Genomic DNA, 17,939 nt, shown 5'->3' with positions numbered 1-17,939 from the left:
ATGAGTTTAGATGTAAAAAAACTTGAATTTGGATTTGGCAAAAAAAATATTTTAAATAACATATCTTTAGAAGCTTTAAAGGGCGAATTTATAGGGATTTTAGGTCCAAATGGCTGTGGTAAAAGTACGCTTTTGAAAAACATACTTCAAATTTACAAGCCAAAATCAGGCATTATAAATATAGAAAATAAAATGGCTAAAGAATACAGCCTAAAAGAGCTAAGTAAAATCATAGGTTTTGTCCCGCAAAAAAGCGCTTTAGCGATGCCGCTTTTGGTTGAAGATATTATTTTGATGGGGCGGTATTCAAACCTTCAAAGCTCATTTGCTGGATACTCAAAAGAGGATTATGAAGCAGTTGATGAGGTTATAAAGCTGTTGGATTTAGAAAAATTCAAAGGGCGGATTGCGTTTTCTTTAAGCGGTGGCGAGTTTCAAAGAGTGATTTTAGCAAGAGCTTTGGTAAGTGCGCCAAAGATTTTGCTTCTTGATGAGCCAACTAGTGCGCTTGATTTAAACTATGGAGTTCAAATTTTAAAAATTTGCAAAAGTATTATCAAAAAACGAAATATAATCGGCGTTGTGATACTGCATGATTTAAATTTAGCCTCTCTTTTTTGCGATGAAATTTTGATGATAAAAGATGGCGAAGTAGCATACAAAGGCGCTCCAAACGAGCTTTTAAAAAAAGATATATTAAAAGAAATTTATGACTTAGAGTGTGAGATTTTACATCACGAAAACAGAGCGGTCGTAGTTCCATTATAGGAGAAATTTATGAAAAAGATTGTTATTTTTATGCTTTTTGGTTTTGCAAGTTTGTTTGCTAAAGGATTTGTGGTTTTAAACCCAGCTAGCGTTGAGATATTTTATATGTTAGGTTGCGAAGATAAAATATCGGCAATCGCCAAAACCACAAGTAGCGAAATTTGGCCAAAGGAAAAAACGGATAAACTCCCAACAGTTGGCACTTATATAAAAGCAAATTTAGAAAAAATTGTTGAGCTTGATCCAGAAATGGTTATAACTAGTTTTCACTCTAAAGAGATTTTAGATGATTTGGATAGATTTGGCATAAAGCACATTGAAACGCCAAATGATAGTATAAAAAATATCTTTAAAAGTATTAAAATCGTCGGAGAGATTTGTCATAAAGAAGATGAGGCAAAAAAGCTAATTGAGAGTTTTCAAACCAGACTAGATAGTCTTGATAAGACAAAATTAAGCGAAAAAAAGGCGATATTTTTCTACGCGACTGCAAATTTGATGGCTTTTGGAAAAGATACTTTGCCAGGAGATATTTTTAAATTTATAGGAGTTAAAAATTTAGCCGATAAACTAGATGGCAAAACTCCTATAGTAACAAGCGAGTTTTTAATCGAAGAAAACCCTGATTTTATGGTAATTGTCGGTGTTCCAAAGGTGGAGGACTTTTTAAAACAAAATCCAGTTTTAAAACATACTAATGCTGCTAAAAATGGCAAAATCATCATCGTAAACTCAGCGTCTTTACTACGCGGAACTCCAAGAGTCGTTGATGAGATAGAAAAGCTGCATAAAGAATTTGTAAAATGAAATTTTTTATCATCTCTTTGGCGCTAAATTTAGCTTTACTTTTTCTACCATTTTTTAACATAAATAGTAGTTTAAAAGGCGAAGAGATAGCTAAAGAAATGATAAAAATAACTATAAATGAAATATCTAAAATAGAAACTAGCGATGAAATAAGTATAAATAAGCCAAACGAAGGCGATGAAAAAGAGCAAAAACTAGAGCAAAAAGTTGTAAATGAAGTAGAAAATATCACTAAAACTAAAAATACAAAAAAATCAAGCAGCAAAAAAGTTAAAAAAATAGCTTTAAAAGAGATAAAACAAGAGTCAAAATTTAAACAAACATCATCGCTAAATAACGCAATTAGCGATGTGTGCAAAGAAAATGAAGGCTTTAAAGTTTTAAACCCAAAACAAAACTATAAATTTCCTAAAAAAGCAACAATGCTAAGAATTAAGGGCAAATTTAGAGTCGATGTTAGCTTTAGACTAGATAATGGCAAGGTTGAGATTATAAAAGTTTTAGGCGATAACCAAATTTTTAAAGATGAAGCAGTTAGGCTAACTAAAGCGCTTGAAATCGTAGTTTTAGATAAAAAAGTATCAAGTTGCACGATAGTAAAGCCGTTCGTGTTTGAGTTAAATTAAGGAAGATTATGTTTAAACAAAGAGTAAAAGGTCATCACAGAGAAGCGCTTGAAAAGCCTGTTATGGCGAGTAAAGATGAGCTAGAAAGTTTTTTGCAAAACGAATGCGAAGATAAAGAGGGCGTTATATACTTTCATATCCCATTTTGCGATAACATCTGCTCGTTTTGTAACCTGCACAGAACAAAGCTTGATGATGAGCTTGATGAGTATGTGAAATTCTTGTTAAAAGAGATTGATTATTATGCTAAATTTCCATACATAAAAACAAAAATTTTTAAAAGTGTATATTTTGGCGGCGGGACGCCAACGATTTTAAAACAGCGACATTTAGAGCAAATTTTAAATGCGATAAACAAAAGCTTTAGCCTTGATAAAGATGTTGAGTTTAGTTTTGAAACCACGCTTCATAACCTAACTCAAAACAAAATCGAGCTTATGCATGCTCTAGGCGTTAATCGCTATAGCATTGGAATTCAGACTTTTTCGACAAGAGGCAGGAAGATTTTAAACCGTATAGGCGATAAAAAAAGCGCGATTGATAAACTAGCGATGATAAAAGAGAGTTTTGGTGGGCTAGTTTGCACCGATATTATTTATAACTATCCAAAGCAGAGCATACAAGAGGTTTTAGAAGATGCTAAAGTGCTTAAGAGTTTAAAAATCGATAGCTCCAGCTTTTACTCGCTTCAGTTTCAAGAAGGCTCGATTTTTTCTAAACAATACGATGAAAACTACTATGATTTACAAACTGATTATAAGCTTCACAACGCCTTTTTAACAAGCTTGTTAAAAGATGAGTATGAACTACTTGAATATACTAAAATCAACCGCAAAAACCGCGACAGATATCTTTATATAAAACTCTCGCACAAAGGCACAGATATCTTGCCAATCGGCGTTGGAGCTGGTGGAAGAGTTGGGTTATATAGCATATTTACGCCAAGACAAAATATGCAAGTTGTGTCAAAAACTAGCCAAATTCAACTAAATTTTAACATATACTCAAATTTATTTCAGTATGATAAAATTTCAATTACGCAAATCAAAAGCTTTTTAGATAAAACAACCTTTGAAAAAATAGAAGAGTTTTTTAAAGCTTGTGAGAAAAAAGGCTATGTAAAAATAGAAAATGGCGTGATAAAATTTAGCGCTGATGGCGTTTTTTGGGGAAATTCTATAGCGTGGGAAGCTATAGAGCTAGCAAAAGATTATTTCATAGAAAAATTAAAAAAAGCAAGTTAAACAAAAGGAAAAAGCGTGAAAAATTTAGTCCTTTATGACTCACTCACAGGAAATACAAAAAAAGTAGCAAATGCGATAGCTTCTAGCCTAAATTGCGATATTAAGGGCATAGATGAAAAGCTAAATTTAGATGATTATGAGCGCGTAATCTTTGGCTTTTTTGTAGATAAAGGCTTAATGAGCCAAAAGGCAAAGGATATCGCTATAAAGATAAAAGATAAAAAAGTTGGTATATTTTTCACTCTTGGAGCTGAGCCTAACTCGCAACATGCGGATAAATGCAAGGCTAGAGCTAGAGATTTTTTTGAAAAAAACTCAAATTTGGTAGAGGAAATTTTTTGTTCTCAAGGAGCGATTGATCCAAAACTTATCGAAAAAATGAAGCAAATAGCGCAAAACTCAGGTCAGACTATCGAGCCAAAAAGAGAGGCAAGATGGAGTGAGGCTGCAAGCCATCCAGATGAGAATGATTTAAAAAATGCAGTTAAGGCTTTTGCTAAATTTAGGTAAAATAGCATAAATTTATAGTAAATTTTGGATATTTTTGATAATATCATGTGTTAAGAAAATTTCAAAATTGGAGTAAAATGATGAAAAAAGAAGAGATTAAAGATCTTATGAAATTTTTCGAAGATACTGGAATCAACAGACTAAGAATAAAAGAAGATGAATTTGAAATAGAGTTGGAGAAGTATTCTGAAGTGCCAGAATTTACACCAGAGATGTGCCCGACGCCAGCTCCTCAAGCACCTATAAATTTAGTAGTAAATGACAAAACAGTAAGCGCTGCGCCAGCTAGCGTTAAAAAAGATAGCATAGATTCACCTATGGTTGGAACATTTTATATGGCGCCAACTCCGGGAGCTGCGCCATTTGTAAAAGTTGGGCAAACAGTTAGAAAAGGCTCTGTTATAGGTATTATCGAAGCGATGAAGATAATGAATGAAATCGAAGCAGAGTTTGACTGCAAAATCACTTCGATTTTAGTTGCTGATGGGCAACCAGTTGAGTTTGGAATGCCACTAGTTGAGGTGGAGAAGATATAATGGAAATCAAAAGAGTTTTAATAGCAAACCGCGGAGAAATCGCACTTCGAGCTCTTAGAACCATCCAAGAGATGGGAAAAGAGGCGATAGTAATTTACTCTACGGCGGATAAAGATGCTTTGTATGTAAGATATGCTGATGCAAGTATCTGTATAGGACCACCAAGAAGTAGTGATAGTTATCTAAATATCCCTGCGATTATGACAGCAGCGCAAATCAGCGAAGCAGACGCGATTTTTCCAGGGTATGGATTTTTAAGCGAGAACCAGACTTTTGTTGAAATTTGTGAAAAAGAAAATATCAAATTTATAGGACCTAGCGTTTCTGCTATGGCGTTAATGAGCGATAAAAGTAAGGCAAAAAGCTTTATGATGAGAGCTGGAGTTCCTGTAGTTCCAGGAAGCGATGGTGCGCTAAAAGATATAGAAGAGGCTAGAAAACTAGCAGCACAAATAGGCTACCCAGTCATCATAAAAGCCGCAGCTGGTGGTGGTGGGCGCGGTATGCGCGTGGTTTATCAAGAAGAGGATTTAGAAAAGAATTTCTGGTCGGCTGAAAGCGAGGCTATATCAGCATTTGGCGATGGAACTATGTATATGGAAAAATACATCCTATCTCCACGCCACATCGAAGTTCAAATCATCGGAGATAATTATGGAAATGTCGTTCACGTAGGCGAAAGAGACTGCTCTATGCAACGTCGTCACCAAAAACTTATAGAAGAAAGCCCGGCGGTTTTACTAGATGAAAAAACTAGAGAAAAGCTTCACGACACAGCAGTTAAAGCGGCTAAAGCTATAGGGTATTCTGGTGCTGGAACATTTGAGTTTTTATATGATAAGACTACAAATGACTTTTATTTTATCGAGATGAACACAAGGCTTCAAGTTGAGCATTGTGTAAGCGAGATGATAAGTGGTATCGATATAATAGAATGGATGATAAGAGTAGCGCAAGGCGAGAAACTTTTAGAGCAAGATGAAATCATACTAAACGGTCATGCTATCGAGTGTCGTATCACAGCTGAAGATCCAAAAAGCTTCGTTCCAAGTCCTGGTAAAATCACTCGTTACATCGCTCCTGGTGGGCGAAATGTTAGAATGGACTCGCACATCTATCAAGATTACAGCGTTCCGCCATACTATGATAGTATGATAGGAAAACTTGTAGTTCACGCTCAAACTAGAGATAAAGCTATAAGAAAGATGAAAGTAGCGCTTGATGAGCTAATCATACAGGGGATTAAAACCACAACAAATTTCCATAAAACTATGATGGAAAATGATGATTTTATAAACAACAACTACGATACAAACTACCTTTCAAAGCATTATTAAGAATTTGCTTCCGTTCAAATTTGGGCGGAAGCGACCTTAAAAATTTATTTATAAAAAGTTGGCAGTGTGGCTGCTTTTTAAAAAAATTACATAGTTTGGATAAATTCATTTTATCTAACTAACACTATGTTAGAAATCGCTAAATAGGTTTAAAACAAAATTTTCTTTATCGCAACTAAAAGCTGATAATATAGCTTATGATGATTAGAATATGGCTGAGTTTTATAGCATTTATTTTATCAAAGCTTGCTATGATAAGCAGTTCGCGCATTTATCTTTAAACGATATTGGTTTTTAGCTTTTGCATAGCATCGACCATAAATACCTGTTTTTAAACAATATATTTATAAACTCATCCGCCCGAGCAGGCTAACCTACGGTTTGTTTAAAAATAATGTTTTATTTAGAAGGGTGGTTACTCTTATTTTATTAGCAAATTTGATAATCTTGCAACGCAACATTCAAATTTAATCTTTTTATCATTTTTAAATAACGATTTTTATCACAACTTATTCAAAACACACGAAACGGGTGTATAAAAAAAGTTTTAAACAACGATTTGTTTATCACAAACTAACAAATTTTCAGATATCAAGCGTAAAATTTAACAAATTTATTATAAATTTTAGATAATTAACTATTTCAAATTTGGTATTTAAATTAAAAAATCACATTTTTATGATATCATTAACTTTGCTAAAATATCAAAAAGAGGTTTTATGAAACACCTAAAAACAGCGCTATCTTTTGTAGTTGGCATATGTTTGTTTGTTATGATGTTTTATGAATTTGGCGCGGTTTTAAATTTAGTTTATGACTTTTTGGTTTTGCTTTTTAAAAGCGAGTTTGCGCTTAGAAAGCTCATCGCTCCAGCTAGTTTTATACTCTCATTTTATCTTGGGCTTAGCTATGGATTTATTTTAATCGACGCAGTTTGGGATAGGTTTTATAAAAAAGATTTTAACGCCAAACTTCACAACACAAAGGTTTTGAAATTTATACTTTTTATCGTGGTTTTTTTCTTAGTTTTGTTTGTGTTTTCAAATGGTCTAAATTTAGACAGCGATGTTAGAACGAACGATTTTTTAATAACGCTTTTTTCTGTTCTAACATCTGCTTTTATAAATTTATTTATTTGGTTTTTTATCGCTATTTACAAGAGGTTGTTTAACAGGTAAAAACTGCACCACAGCTTCAGCTCTTAGCTTTTCGAAGTATTCATCTACTGCTTTTCTTCGCTCTTTTTGGACAAATTCATTTATCGCCATATTTTGTGCTTCTTCAAAACTTAGCTGGTTTAATCCTACTTTAGAATCTATCCTAAATACCTCAAAGTATCCTTGCGGGTTGTGAACTATGGGTGTAAAACCGCCATCTTTTATGCTTGCAAAAACATAAGCAGTTTGCTCGCTTAGCCCTTTTCTTGGGATTTTAACCTTTTGAGAATATAAATTTTTTGGTTTTTTACCAGCTAGCAGCTCTTCTATTTTAGCTCTGTTTTTATCTGCGTATCTTGTTACATTTACTGAGTCAAATGTGGTAAATCTAGCGATATTTTGCTTGTAGTATTGCTCTACGTTTTGAGGAGTTATCCTGTTGTCTACTCTTGCGAAAATAGACTCGTAAAATTTTTGATCTTTTATGCTTTTTGCTATCTCTTCTCTAAAATGAGTGTAGTTTATGCCTTCTTTTGCAAGGTTGCTTTTAAACTCATCAACACTCATACCGTTTTTTTGCGCGGTTTGCTCTATCCTTTGGGTAACTTCGTATGGAGAGGCTGTGATATCTCTTTTTTTAATCTCTGCTATTTGAAGCTTCTCTTTTATTAAAAATTCAATGGCATTTCGTTCATTTCCGCCGATTTTTTTCATAGTGTCAAATACTTCATAATTTGTTATAGGTTGGTTGTTTACTAAGGCAACAACCCAGTTTACCATACTTGCTTGAGCTAAGCTAAAGCTAAGCAAAAACGATACAAAAACCAATCTTTTCTTCATAAAAAACCTTTATTTTAAGCTTTGCTGGATTATAATACGGCATTAATTATATCACATAATATGTAAATTTGGCTCAAAAAAGGAAAAATATGATTGTAACTCGATTTGCACCTTCACCAACAGGATATCTTCACATCGGTGGGCTTAGAACAGCACTTTATAACTACCTTTATGCAAGGGCAAATGGTGGCAAGTTTTTACTTCGCATAGAAGATACAGACTTAAAACGAAACTCAAAAGAGGCGGCTGAAGCGATAGTAGAGGCGTTTAAATGGTGCAAACTTGATTTTGATGGTGAGATGGTTTATCAAAGTTCTAGATTTGATTTATACAAAGAGTATGTTCAAAAGCTCCTAGATGAGGGCAAAGCGTATAAATGCTATATGAGCAAAGATGAGCTTGATGCTTTAAGAAAAGAGCAAGAAGCGGCAAAACAGCGACCAAAATACGATGGCAGATACCGAGAATTTAATGGCATGCCACCAGAAGGAATTGAGCCAGTTGTCCGCATAAAAGCTCCTCTTGATGGCGTGATTGAGTTTAATGATGGCGTTAAAGGCGAGATTAAATTTAACTGTGCAGATATATTAGATGATTTTATAATAGCAAGAAGTGATGGAACTCCAACTTATAATTTTACCGTTGTAATTGATGATGCGCTAATGGGCGTAACTGATGTCATAAGAGGCGACGATCACCTTTCAAATACTCCAAAACAGATAGTTTTATACGAAGCGCTTGGCTTTAAAGTGCCAAAATTTTACCACGTTGCTATGATAAACGGAAGCGATGGTCAAAAGCTCTCTAAAAGGCATGGCGCAACCGATGTTATGGAGTATAAAAAGATGGGTTATCTAAGTGAAGCGCTTTTAAATTTCTTAGTTAGACTTGGTTGGAGTCATGGCGATGATGAGATTTTTTCTATGGATGAGATGAAAAAACTCTTTGATCCAACTCATCTTAGTAAATCTGCTAGCACCTTTAATCAAAGCAAACTAGAGTGGCTAAACTCGCACTATATAAAAACCGTTAGCTTTGAAAGGCTAGTTGATGAGTTAAAGCACTTTGGACTAAATTTAAAAGAGATAAAACACGCTAAACTTTTGGTTGATTCGTTAAGAGAGAGAAGCAAAACGCTAGTTGAGATGGCAAATTCTGCAAAAGCTTTATTAAATAAGCCAAAAGAATATGATGAAAAAGCCTATAAAAAATTTATTAATGAAAATAGTCTAAACTTGCTTGCAAAATTTAGCGAAATTTTAGATGAGGATTTAAACGCATCTGGATATGAAGAAAAAACCATTAAATTTTTAGAAGAAAACGAAGCTAAGTTAAAAGATTTGGCTCAACCTTTAAGAGTGGCTATAACTGGGACAAGTGTGAGTCCATCTATCTTTGAAGTTATAGAAATTCTAGGAAGCAAAGAAGTTAAAGAAAGAATAGAAAAATTAATAAATAAATAAAAAGGTAAATCAAGATATGACTATAAAATACACCAAAGAAGAGGCGTTAGACTATCACATTGGCGGAAAGATTGGCATAGATGTTAAAACTCCAGTTAAAACGGCAAAAGACTTAACGCTAGCCTATAGCCCAGGCGTTGCTGAGCCTTGCAAAGAAATCGAAGCAGATCCGCAAGCAGCTTATAAATATACAAATAAAGCAAATTTAGTAGCAGTTATCAGCGATGGAAGTGCTGTTTTGGGACTTGGCGATATCGGCGCGGCGGCTAGTAAGCCAGTTATGGAGGGCAAATCTGTTTTGTTTAAAAAATTTGCAAATGTTGATGCCTTTGATATCGAGATAAACGAAAGCGATCCAAAAAAAATTGTTGAGATTTGCAAGGCGATTTCTGTTACTTTTGGTGGTATAAATTTAGAAGATATTAAAGCTCCAAAGTGCTTTGAGATAGAAAAAGAGCTTCAAGAAGCGGTAAATATACCTGTTATGCACGATGATCAGCATGGAACTGCGATTATAACAACGGCGGGGCTAATAAACGCACTTGAGATAAGTGGCAAAAAAATCAAAGATATAAAAATCGTTGTTAGCGGAAGTGGTGCGGCTGGTATAGCGTGCGCTAGAATGTATAGAGCTCTTGGTGTGGAGCATATTTTGATGGTAGATTCAAAAGGTGTAATCCACTCAAAAAGAGAAAATTTAACCAAAGAAAAACTAGAGTTTGCCAGCGATACAGATGCAAGAACTATGGCAGATGCGATAAATGGTGCAGATATGTTTCTTGGACTTAGCAAACCTGGCGTTTTAACCAAAGAGATGATAAAAACTATGGCGCCTTATCCGATAATTTTCGCACTTGCAAACCCAGTTCCAGAAATTTATCCAGAAGAGATTAAAGAGGTCAGAGATGATGCGATGATAGGAACTGGAAGAAGCGATTATCCAAATCAAGTAAATAACGTGCTTGGTTTTCCATATATCTTTCGTGGCGCGCTTGATGTAAGAGCTAAAAAGATAACTGAAAATATGAAAATGGCAGCGGCAAAAGCTCTAGCAGCTCTAGCAAAAGAGCCAGTTCCAGCTGAAGTTTGCGAGGCTTTAGGAGCCAAAGATATCAAATTTGGCATAGAATACATCATCCCAAATCCTTTTGATAAAAGAGTTTTGGGCGTGGTTTCAACAGCGGTCGCAAAGGCTGCTTTTGATGATGGCGTAGCAAGAGTTGATAGCTTTGATGCAAAAGAGTATAAGAAAAGTTTAGAAAAAAGATAGTAAATTCAGGGGGCAAATTTAGCCTCCTTTTTCTTGCAAATTTAATAAATTTAGCGATTTGATAAATTTAGCGCTGGGTTTTGAAATTTAGAACTATTTTATAGCTTATTTGATTTTAGTTTGTTCGAAATAGTTGAAATTTAGATTTTTAACTTTTATTTTTAGTTCGGTTCGTTTTATTAAAATAAACTAGTGCTTAATTTGACTTAACTTTTCTTTAAATTTATAGTTGTTTATGCTTGCAAATTTAAAGTTTAAATTCTACATTTTTTGTTTAATTTCTCAAATTTAACGCCATTTTTCTTTAAATTTATATCTTTTCAAGTCGTAGTTTGAGATGTATCTTGATAGCTTTTATCTTAAATTTAAGTTAATATCTTTGAAATTTATCTTTTAAAAGCTGCGTTTTGGCTAAATTTCGGCCTTTAGATTTAGTGAGCTAAACGTTTTATCATATAAATTTTTAAAGATAATTTTATCATTTTATTTTGCAACGCTTTGTTGTTTAAATTTGGTATTTAAATTCATTAGCCATTTTTTCATTTTTTAAACAACTCTCTAACCAGCACCGTTTTTAAGCGCGCCGAATAACATTTACTAGATTTTTATCATTTTTATTTTTTATGTAAATATAAATTTATAATAAAGCAAAAATGCGCCAAAACGCCAAAACTTTTGCATAAAATTTAATAAAAACCAAGAATAGTTCAAATTTACACAAATTTAAAGCATACTTATCGTAAAATTCTACTAAATTTAACAAAAAGAGATTTGAGTATGCAAGATTTGGCGTTGCTTACGGATTTTTATCAACTAAGTATGATGCAAGGGTATTTTAGAGAGAAAAAAGAGCAAGTGGCTGTTTTTGATATGTATTTTAGAAAACACCCATGTGGTGGTGCTTATGCGGTGCTTTGTGGGATTGATTCTGTGGTTGAGTATATAAGTGGTTTAAAATTTAGCAAAAGCGATATTGAGTATTTAAAAAGCCTAAATTTCTTTGACGATGAGTTTTTAAACTATCTTGAAAATTTTAAATTCAGCGGTGAGATTTACGCTATAAAAGAGGGAAGCATAGTTTTTGCGCACGAGCCGTTAGTGCGCGTAAGAGCTAAAATCATCGAAGCCCAGCTAATCGAAACTGCGATTTTATCAATGATAAATTTCCAAACCTTAATCGCAACAAAAGCATCTCGCGTTGTAAGAAGTGCCGTAAATGACCCTGTTATGGAGTTTGGACTGCGACGTGCGCAAGAAAAAGATGCTGGAGTTTATGGCTCGCGAGCTTCTGTTATAGCAGGTTGCGCTGGCACATCAAATGTGCTAGCTGGCAAGATGTTTGGACTAAGCGTGCTTGGAACGCACTCTCACTCGTGGATTCAAAGCTTTGATAGCGAGCTTGAGGCGTTTCGTGCGTATGCGAGAAACTATCCAGATGCGACCGTTTTGTTAGTCGATACTTACGATGTGCTTCAAAGTGGCGTGATAAATGCGATAACTGTTTTTAAAGAGCTTAGAGAAGCTGGGCATGAGCCGGTAGGAATTCGCATTGATTCTGGAGATTTGGAGTATCTGTCAAAACAAGCAAGAGTGATGTTAGATGAGGCTGGATTTAAAAATGCTAAAATCACAGGCTCAAATGACTTAGATGAATACTCAATCGAACATCTTAAAAACTTAGGCGCAAAGATTGATAACTGGGGAGTTGGCACGAAGTTAATCACATCGTATGACCATCCAAGTTTGGGTGGAGTTTATAAACTAGCCGCGACTCAAAAAGATGGAAAAATCGAGCCAAAGATAAAGATTTCAAACGATCCTAGAAAGATAAATAACCCCGGTTTTAAACAAATTTACCGCCTTTATGATAAAGATACGAACAAGGCTTTGGCGGATTTGATAACGACTGATGATGAGGTTATCGATGAGAGCAAAGAGTTTGAAATTTTTCACCCACTTTATACCTATAAAAGGCGTTTAGTGAAGAATTTTTATGCTAAAAAACTGCTTGAGCCGCTTTTTATAGATGGCAAATTTGTTGGAAAAAAACGAAGCGTGAAAGAGATAGCTAAATTCCATCAAGAAGAAAAAGCGAGTTTTTGGGATGAGCATTTAAGAAACATAAACCCGCAAAGCTATAAAGTAGATTTATCGCAAAAACTGTGGGAAATAAGAGAAAATTTACTACAAGAATATAGAACTAAAATATAAATTTAAACTAAATTATAAGGAAAAAATATGCAAAATTTACCAAACATAAAACAAATTTCGCACCCTCTAATTAAGCATAAGCTTTCGATTTTAAGGGATGTTAGAACTGATCCGTTTCAGTTTAGGATGCTAATCGATGAGATTAGCTACTTAATGCTTTTTGAGGCAAGTAGCGATTTGAAGCTAAAAACAGTTGATATAACAACTCCTGTTGCTAAAACAAAGGGCGAAAAGCTTGGTTGCAAGATTATGATTTGTCCGATTTTACGAGCGGCTTTAGGTATGCTTGATGCGGTTTTTAAGCTGATTCCAGATGCAAGTGTTGGCTTTTTGGGCTTTCAGCGAAATGAAAAGAGTTTAGAAGCTGAGTTTTTTTACGCAAAATTGCCAAAAGATTATAAAGAAAGAACCGCTATAATAATTGACCCTATGTTTGCAACTGGTGGAACAGCGATTGATAGTGTGAAGTTTTTACGCGAAAAAGGGGTTAAGGATATTAAATTTATCTCTATTATCGCAGCGCCTGAAGGGCTAGAAAGATTTGCCAAAGTTTATCCAGATGTTGAAGTTTACGTGGCAAATATAGATGATGGATTAGATGAAAAAGGCTATATCGTTCCTGGACTAGGCGATGCTGGAGATAGAGTTTTTAACACATTAAATTAAAGGAGTAAAGTATGAAAAAAGTTATTTTTTTTGTTGCGGTTGCTTTGTTTGTTGCTGGTTGTTCGTATCAAAATGCGCCAAAAGAGCCAACACAGCAAGCTGTTGTCAAAGAGGATGTTATAAATTTTGTTGGTCCATACGATCTTACTTTAGAGCTTAGAAGCAGCGATAACTGGGAGAGCGCTACTTTAGCAGATAACTCCGATGCGGTTTATAAGTTAAAAAGAGCTCCATCTGGAAGTGGAATTTATCTTGAAAATGAAGATGGTGTGAGCATTCACTTTAAAGAAAACTACGGAATTGTCGAGCTGGTAAAAGGTAAACCAATCAACGTAGATATAATCAAATAACTAAATTTAGCTAGCCAAACTCATGGCTAGCTAAAAATCAAAATAAATTTGAAACTTTTATGTCATTTTATAAAAATTTATAATTTTTTTTGTATAATACAAACTCGTTGAAAGGAAAAAGATGATTTTTGGAAAAATTGACTATCTAAATTTACTACCATTTCACATTTTTTTAAAAAAATACTCACTTCCTAGCTATGTCAAAAAAACTATTGAGTTTAAAAAAGGCGTTCCAAGCCTCTTAAATCGCGCGCTATATAACAGAAAAATAGACGCAGCAGTCATATCGAGCATAGAAAGTAGACGAAGCAAATACAAAAAACTAAATATGGGCATAGTGGCTAAAACTAGCGTAAAAAGCGTTTTAGTCCGCAAAAACTCTACTCCAAAACTAGACAGCGCTTCCATGACTTCAAACATGTTAGCTCGAGTTCTTGATAAAAAAGGCGAGGTTATCATAGGAGATCGCGCTTTAAAACACTACCTAAACGAAGGCAAAGATAAATTTTATGACTTAGGCGAAATTTGGCATCAAAAGACAAATTTGCCATTTGTTTTTGCTGTTTTTTGCTACACAAACAGTGGTGAAAGTTATAAAAAACTAGTTAATAAATTCTTACAAAAAAATATCAAAATCCCAAGCTACATACTAAACAAATACGCTAAAACAAGAGGCATTAGCTCAGATGATATCAAGTGGTATCTTAAATTTATATCTTATAAAATCGGGCAAAAAGAGAGCCTCGCACTTAATCTTTACATACGAAAAGCAAGACAATTAAATTTCAACCCCAATACAAAGGAAAACACATGAGTACCAAAGAGTATGTCAATGGCGTTTTGCACAACATAAAACGCATTTCGCCACGTCAGCCTATATTTTTTCAGGCAGCAACAGAGGTTCTAACTAGCCTAGTTCCGCTTTTCGAGCGAGAGGGCAAGTATGAAAAACACAGCATTTTAGAGCGTATTATAATGCCAGAGCGAACTACGATTTTTCGCACGACTTATATAAACGATGCTGGAAAAGCGTGTGTTCATTTTGGTTATAGAGTCGAGTTTAACTCAGCTATCGGACCTTATAAAGGTGGTTTGAGATTTCACCCAACTGCGAATTTAGATGTTTTAAAATTCCTTGGATTTGAGCAAATTTTTAAAAACTCATTAACAGGACTAAACATCGGCGCTGGAAAAGGTGGAGCAAATTTTGACCCTAAGGGCAAAAGTGATGGCGAAATTATGAGATTTTGTCAGTCATTTATGAATGAGCTTTTCAAACTTATAGGCGATGTTAAAGATGTTCCAGCTGGCGATATCGGCGTTGGCGGACGTGAGATTGGATATATGTTTGGTCAGTATAAAAAGCTAACAAACCGCTTTGATGGAGCTTTGACTGGTAAAGGTTTAAGCTGGGGCGGAAGTTTGGCAAGAACAGAAGCAACAGGATATGGTTCGGTTTATTTTGCAGCTGAGATGTTGGCAAAAAAAGGTGCTGATTTGGAGGGCAAAAAATGTAGTATAAGTGGCTCTGGAAATGTTGCTATTTATACAGCTGAAAAACTATATGATTTTGGCGCGTTGCCTATCACAGTTAGCGATTCTACTGGATATATTTATGATAAAGAGGGCGTGGATGTTGCGCTTTTAAAACGCTTAAAAGAGGTTGAGCGTGTTGGGTTGAAAGAGTATGTTAAAGAGCGTAAAAATGCAGTATTTACCCCAGTGAGCGCGTATGAAGAGGGAAGAAATGGTGTTTGGGACGTTCCATGTGACGCGGCTTTCCCAAGTGCTACGCAAAATGAGCTAAATTTAGAAGATATAACAACGCTTTATGGCAACGGTTGCCGTCTGGTTTGTGAGGGTGCAAATATGCCAAGTACGCTTGAGGCGATTGAGTTTATGTTAAGCAAAAAAGACTTCTTGTTTGGTCCAGCAAAAGCTGCAAATGCAGGCGGTGTTGCAACTAGCGGCTTAGAAATGGCGCAAAATGCAGGCATGGCGAGCTGGAGTTTTGAAGAGGTTGATGGAAAACTTCACGATATCATGAGACATATTTTTAAAGTTAGTTATGATACTTCTGTGGAATTTGGAGATGAAGGCAACTTAGTTCTTGGCGCAAATATCGCTGGATTTAGAAAAGTTGCTGATGCGATGATAGATCAAGGATATGTGTAGGAAATGGGTAAATTTATCTTTTTAGCAGTTTTTGCTAGTTTGGCTTTTGGTGCGCCGCTTTCAAATACAAGCGATGACAACAAAAGCAGTGATGTAAAAAAGGTTGAAAAAAAGCTGGATAAGAGCGATTTTTTCAAAGAAAACCCAAGCCAAAAAGATAATCAAAAGGTTAAAATTCCAACACATTAATAAACTTGCTAGCTAGCTAGCAAGTTTTAACTTTATAGCCTTTAACTAAATTTAGTGCTAAGTTGGTGCTAAATTTAGTCTTTTATAAAATCAAACAATTATAATAAATTTAGTTAATTTAATGGTATTTTGTAGTTTTTAGATATAATCATTACTTAAATTTATAAAGTTAAATTTAGCTATACGCAAAAGGCACAAACCAAAGAGCGCTTTTAAAGTATAGGCTCATCGCTTAGTTTTTCCAGCCTATAGATTTTAACAAATTCTTTGTTTATGTCTATGTTAAGCCTTAAAATCTAGTGCAAATTATGCCTATATCTAGCTAAAACAATTTATATCTTTTTGCAAATTTAACCTTGATTACCACATTTTTTGTAAAGCGTTATAAGTGACAGCTGCGAATATACAACTCTTTTAAACTTAGCCGCTTTACCATTTTTTGCCTCTTTTGGCATAACAAACTTAGAATCAAACATTCAATTTAAACTCGAAGATGATTCTTTGATTCTCTTTTGGCATAACAAACCTAGAATCAAGCTTTTGTTATACTAAACGCTCCTGTCTCATAGCCCAAACGCTTTTTTAATATTTAATAAAACGCACCCATTTTCTTTATCTTTTTATTCTTATCATAGCTTTAATTTAGTAATTTTATCTGCTTTTTAAGTTTAAGATATGCTTTGAGAAATAAGATACTTGACTATCAGTCTTTTGTGTAGTTGGCTATGAGTTGTATCTTTTTGATACGTAACCTGCTAGTAAATTCTTTTCTATGCCTAAATTCTAGACTCTTGTTTAGTCTATTTTGCCCATTTTGATTTGTAAAATCTAGCTATATTTTGCTTGCGATAAAGATGGATATAAATGCTAAAAGCTGTTATTAAGGTGAGATTAGAGTTTTTATTTTATATAAGATTTATCAAATTTTGTTAAGTAATTCGCTTTATGCAGTTTTTTGCTGAGTTTTTCTTGGTAATTGTTGCTTGAATTTAATAGAAATTTTATACAAGTAAATTTAAATTTTAAAGGCTCATTTGAGCCTTTAATTTAGTTTAATTTATCTTTTTCGATGATAGTTGGAACGCCTTTAAGACCGGCTTCAAAGTATTTGTTTGCTATCTCTCTCATTCTTTGGATTTCAGCAGGAGATGCTTTAACATCTTTTAAATCTGGATCATAGTATTTTTTGATAATTTTTAATTTATCTGCATCTGTTTTTGCGCTTTTTGTCTCTTGATAAATTTTAAAGCCCTTTGCATCGCCACTTGAACCATGAACTGAAGTCATGATAACTTCAACATTGCTATGTTTTAACGTATCATCAATCTTATCCATCTCCATACGACAATACGGACACTCTGGATCTGTAAACATAATAATAGTTGGCTTTTTAGGGTCATTTCCTAGTTTGATGATGTTTTCTGCTTTTTCGTTTTTGTAAGCAAAAGCTAGATTTTTCTCTAGTGCGCTTTGTTGATATTTAGCCTTATAGCTCTCACCAGTTTTTAAATTTATCAAATCAGGGATTAAAAAATCGCCCTTTGTAAACATAATCTCTTCTTGACTTCTTTGACCTTGGCTTAACTTAACAACAACCAGATCAAACTCAGGAGCTTCTTTTACAGCCTCTCTTTTTGCGATTTCGCTTTTTATGTCGTGAGGCATACCAGAGTAAAGAGATAAAATTTCCTCATTCGTAGCAGCAAATACTGCCGTAGCAGCAACCAGTGAAGTTAATACTAACTTTTTCATTTTTAACCTTTTTATAAAATTTGACAAATTATATAAGC

At 34.3% G+C, this 17,939-nt stretch carries 18 protein-coding genes; 16 read left to right on the top strand and 2 right to left on the bottom strand.

Annotated features, from left to right (window positions below; translation table 11 throughout):
* The 8 genes from CGEO_RS09265 (at window position 1) to CGEO_RS09230 (ending at window position 7,006) form a co-directional block, all read left to right on the top strand.
* Complete coding sequence (locus CGEO_RS09265; protein WP_075493062.1) at window positions 1-768, top strand: ABC transporter ATP-binding protein; 768 nt, start codon at window positions 1-3, stop codon at window positions 766-768.
* Window positions 769-777: 9 nt separating this feature from the next.
* Complete coding sequence (locus tag CGEO_RS09260) at window positions 778-1,575, top strand: ABC transporter substrate-binding protein (RefSeq protein ID WP_075493063.1); 798 nt, start codon at window positions 778-780, stop codon at window positions 1,573-1,575.
* The gene (locus CGEO_RS09255) at window positions 1,572-2,201 is read left to right on the top strand and encodes a hypothetical protein (RefSeq protein ID WP_075540023.1); all 630 of its coding nucleotides are present in this window, start codon (window positions 1,572-1,574) and stop codon (window positions 2,199-2,201) included. The genes CGEO_RS09260 and CGEO_RS09255 overlap by 4 nt, the downstream gene beginning before the upstream one ends.
* 8 nt (window positions 2,202-2,209) lie before the next feature.
* Window positions 2,210-3,445: a radical SAM protein gene (locus tag CGEO_RS09250; RefSeq protein WP_075540024.1), complete on the top strand. Its 1,236-nt coding sequence runs from the start codon at window positions 2,210-2,212 to the stop codon at window positions 3,443-3,445.
* 15 nt (window positions 3,446-3,460) lie between these two features.
* Window positions 3,461-3,955 carry a flavodoxin family protein gene (locus tag CGEO_RS09245; RefSeq protein ID WP_075493066.1) on the top strand — a complete coding sequence of 165 codons (495 nt, stop codon included), beginning with the start codon at window positions 3,461-3,463 and terminating at the stop codon, window positions 3,953-3,955.
* Window positions 3,956-4,035: 80 nt separating this feature from the next.
* A complete protein-coding gene (gene accB, locus CGEO_RS09240; protein WP_075493213.1) occupies window positions 4,036-4,491 on the top strand; it encodes an acetyl-CoA carboxylase biotin carboxyl carrier protein in 456 nt (151 codons plus the stop codon).
* Complete coding sequence (locus tag CGEO_RS09235; protein WP_075540025.1) at window positions 4,491-5,828, top strand: acetyl-CoA carboxylase biotin carboxylase subunit; 1,338 nt, start codon at window positions 4,491-4,493, stop codon at window positions 5,826-5,828. The genes accB and CGEO_RS09235 overlap by 1 nt, the downstream gene beginning before the upstream one ends.
* A 719-nt stretch (window positions 5,829-6,547) precedes the next feature.
* Complete coding sequence (locus CGEO_RS09230; RefSeq protein ID WP_075493068.1) at window positions 6,548-7,006, top strand: hypothetical protein; 459 nt, start codon at window positions 6,548-6,550, stop codon at window positions 7,004-7,006.
* Here the strand turns inward: CGEO_RS09230 and CGEO_RS09225 are convergent.
* A complete protein-coding gene (locus CGEO_RS09225; protein WP_075493069.1) occupies window positions 6,956-7,825 on the bottom strand; it encodes a peptidylprolyl isomerase in 870 nt (289 codons plus the stop codon). The two genes, CGEO_RS09230 and CGEO_RS09225, sit on opposite strands and share 51 nt — an antisense overlap.
* An 89-nt stretch (window positions 7,826-7,914) precedes the next feature.
* On the opposite strand from CGEO_RS09225, the gene gltX reads away from it, so the two are divergent.
* The 8 genes from gltX to CGEO_RS09185 all read left to right on the top strand — a co-directional run bounded on the left by gltX (window position 7,915) and on the right by CGEO_RS09185 (window position 16,149).
* Window positions 7,915-9,288 carry a glutamate--tRNA ligase gene (gene gltX / locus CGEO_RS09220; protein WP_075531178.1) on the top strand — a complete coding sequence of 458 codons (1,374 nt, stop codon included), beginning with the start codon at window positions 7,915-7,917 and terminating at the stop codon, window positions 9,286-9,288.
* Window positions 9,289-9,304: 16 nt separating this feature from the next.
* Window positions 9,305-10,558, top strand: coding sequence for a malic enzyme-like NAD(P)-binding protein (locus CGEO_RS09215; protein WP_075493071.1), 1,254 nt, complete (start codon window positions 9,305-9,307; stop codon window positions 10,556-10,558).
* A gap of 777 nt (window positions 10,559-11,335) precedes the next feature.
* Window positions 11,336-12,769 carry a nicotinate phosphoribosyltransferase gene (locus CGEO_RS09210; protein ID WP_075493072.1) on the top strand — a complete coding sequence of 478 codons (1,434 nt, stop codon included), beginning with the start codon at window positions 11,336-11,338 and terminating at the stop codon, window positions 12,767-12,769.
* Between the two features lie 27 nt (window positions 12,770-12,796).
* Window positions 12,797-13,435 (top strand): uracil phosphoribosyltransferase, encoded by a 639-nt coding sequence (gene upp, locus CGEO_RS09205; protein ID WP_075493073.1) that lies wholly within the window; start codon window positions 12,797-12,799, stop codon window positions 13,433-13,435.
* Window positions 13,436-13,446: 11 nt separating this feature from the next.
* Window positions 13,447-13,785, top strand: a complete 339-nt coding sequence (locus tag CGEO_RS09200) for a hypothetical protein (protein ID WP_075540026.1) — start codon at window positions 13,447-13,449, stop codon at window positions 13,783-13,785.
* A 121-nt stretch (window positions 13,786-13,906) separates the two neighbouring features.
* Window positions 13,907-14,599, top strand: coding sequence for an MqnA/MqnD/SBP family protein (locus CGEO_RS09195; RefSeq protein WP_075493075.1), 693 nt, complete (start codon window positions 13,907-13,909; stop codon window positions 14,597-14,599).
* On the top strand, window positions 14,596-15,960 hold the full coding sequence (gene gdhA, locus CGEO_RS09190) for an NADP-specific glutamate dehydrogenase (RefSeq protein ID WP_075493076.1): 1,365 nt from the start codon (window positions 14,596-14,598) through the stop codon (window positions 15,958-15,960). The genes CGEO_RS09195 and gdhA overlap by 4 nt, the downstream gene beginning before the upstream one ends.
* Before the next feature lie 3 nt (window positions 15,961-15,963).
* A complete protein-coding gene (locus CGEO_RS09185) occupies window positions 15,964-16,149 on the top strand; it encodes a hypothetical protein (RefSeq protein ID WP_075493077.1) in 186 nt (61 codons plus the stop codon).
* 1,047 nt (window positions 16,150-17,196) lie between these two features.
* On the opposite strand, the gene CGEO_RS09180 is transcribed toward CGEO_RS09185, so the two are convergent.
* Window positions 17,197-17,901 carry a thioredoxin fold domain-containing protein gene (locus tag CGEO_RS09180; protein ID WP_075493078.1) on the bottom strand — a complete coding sequence of 235 codons (705 nt, stop codon included), beginning with the start codon at window positions 17,899-17,901 and terminating at the stop codon, window positions 17,197-17,199.
* Window positions 17,902-17,939 lie beyond the last annotated feature (38 nt).

It is taken from the genome of Campylobacter geochelonis (assembly GCF_013201685.1).
In the GTDB taxonomy this organism is placed as follows: domain Bacteria; phylum Campylobacterota; class Campylobacteria; order Campylobacterales; family Campylobacteraceae; genus Campylobacter_B; species Campylobacter_B geochelonis.
Note: the sequence above shows the minus strand (reverse complement) of the source record. Positions and strands in the feature narration are given on the sequence as shown.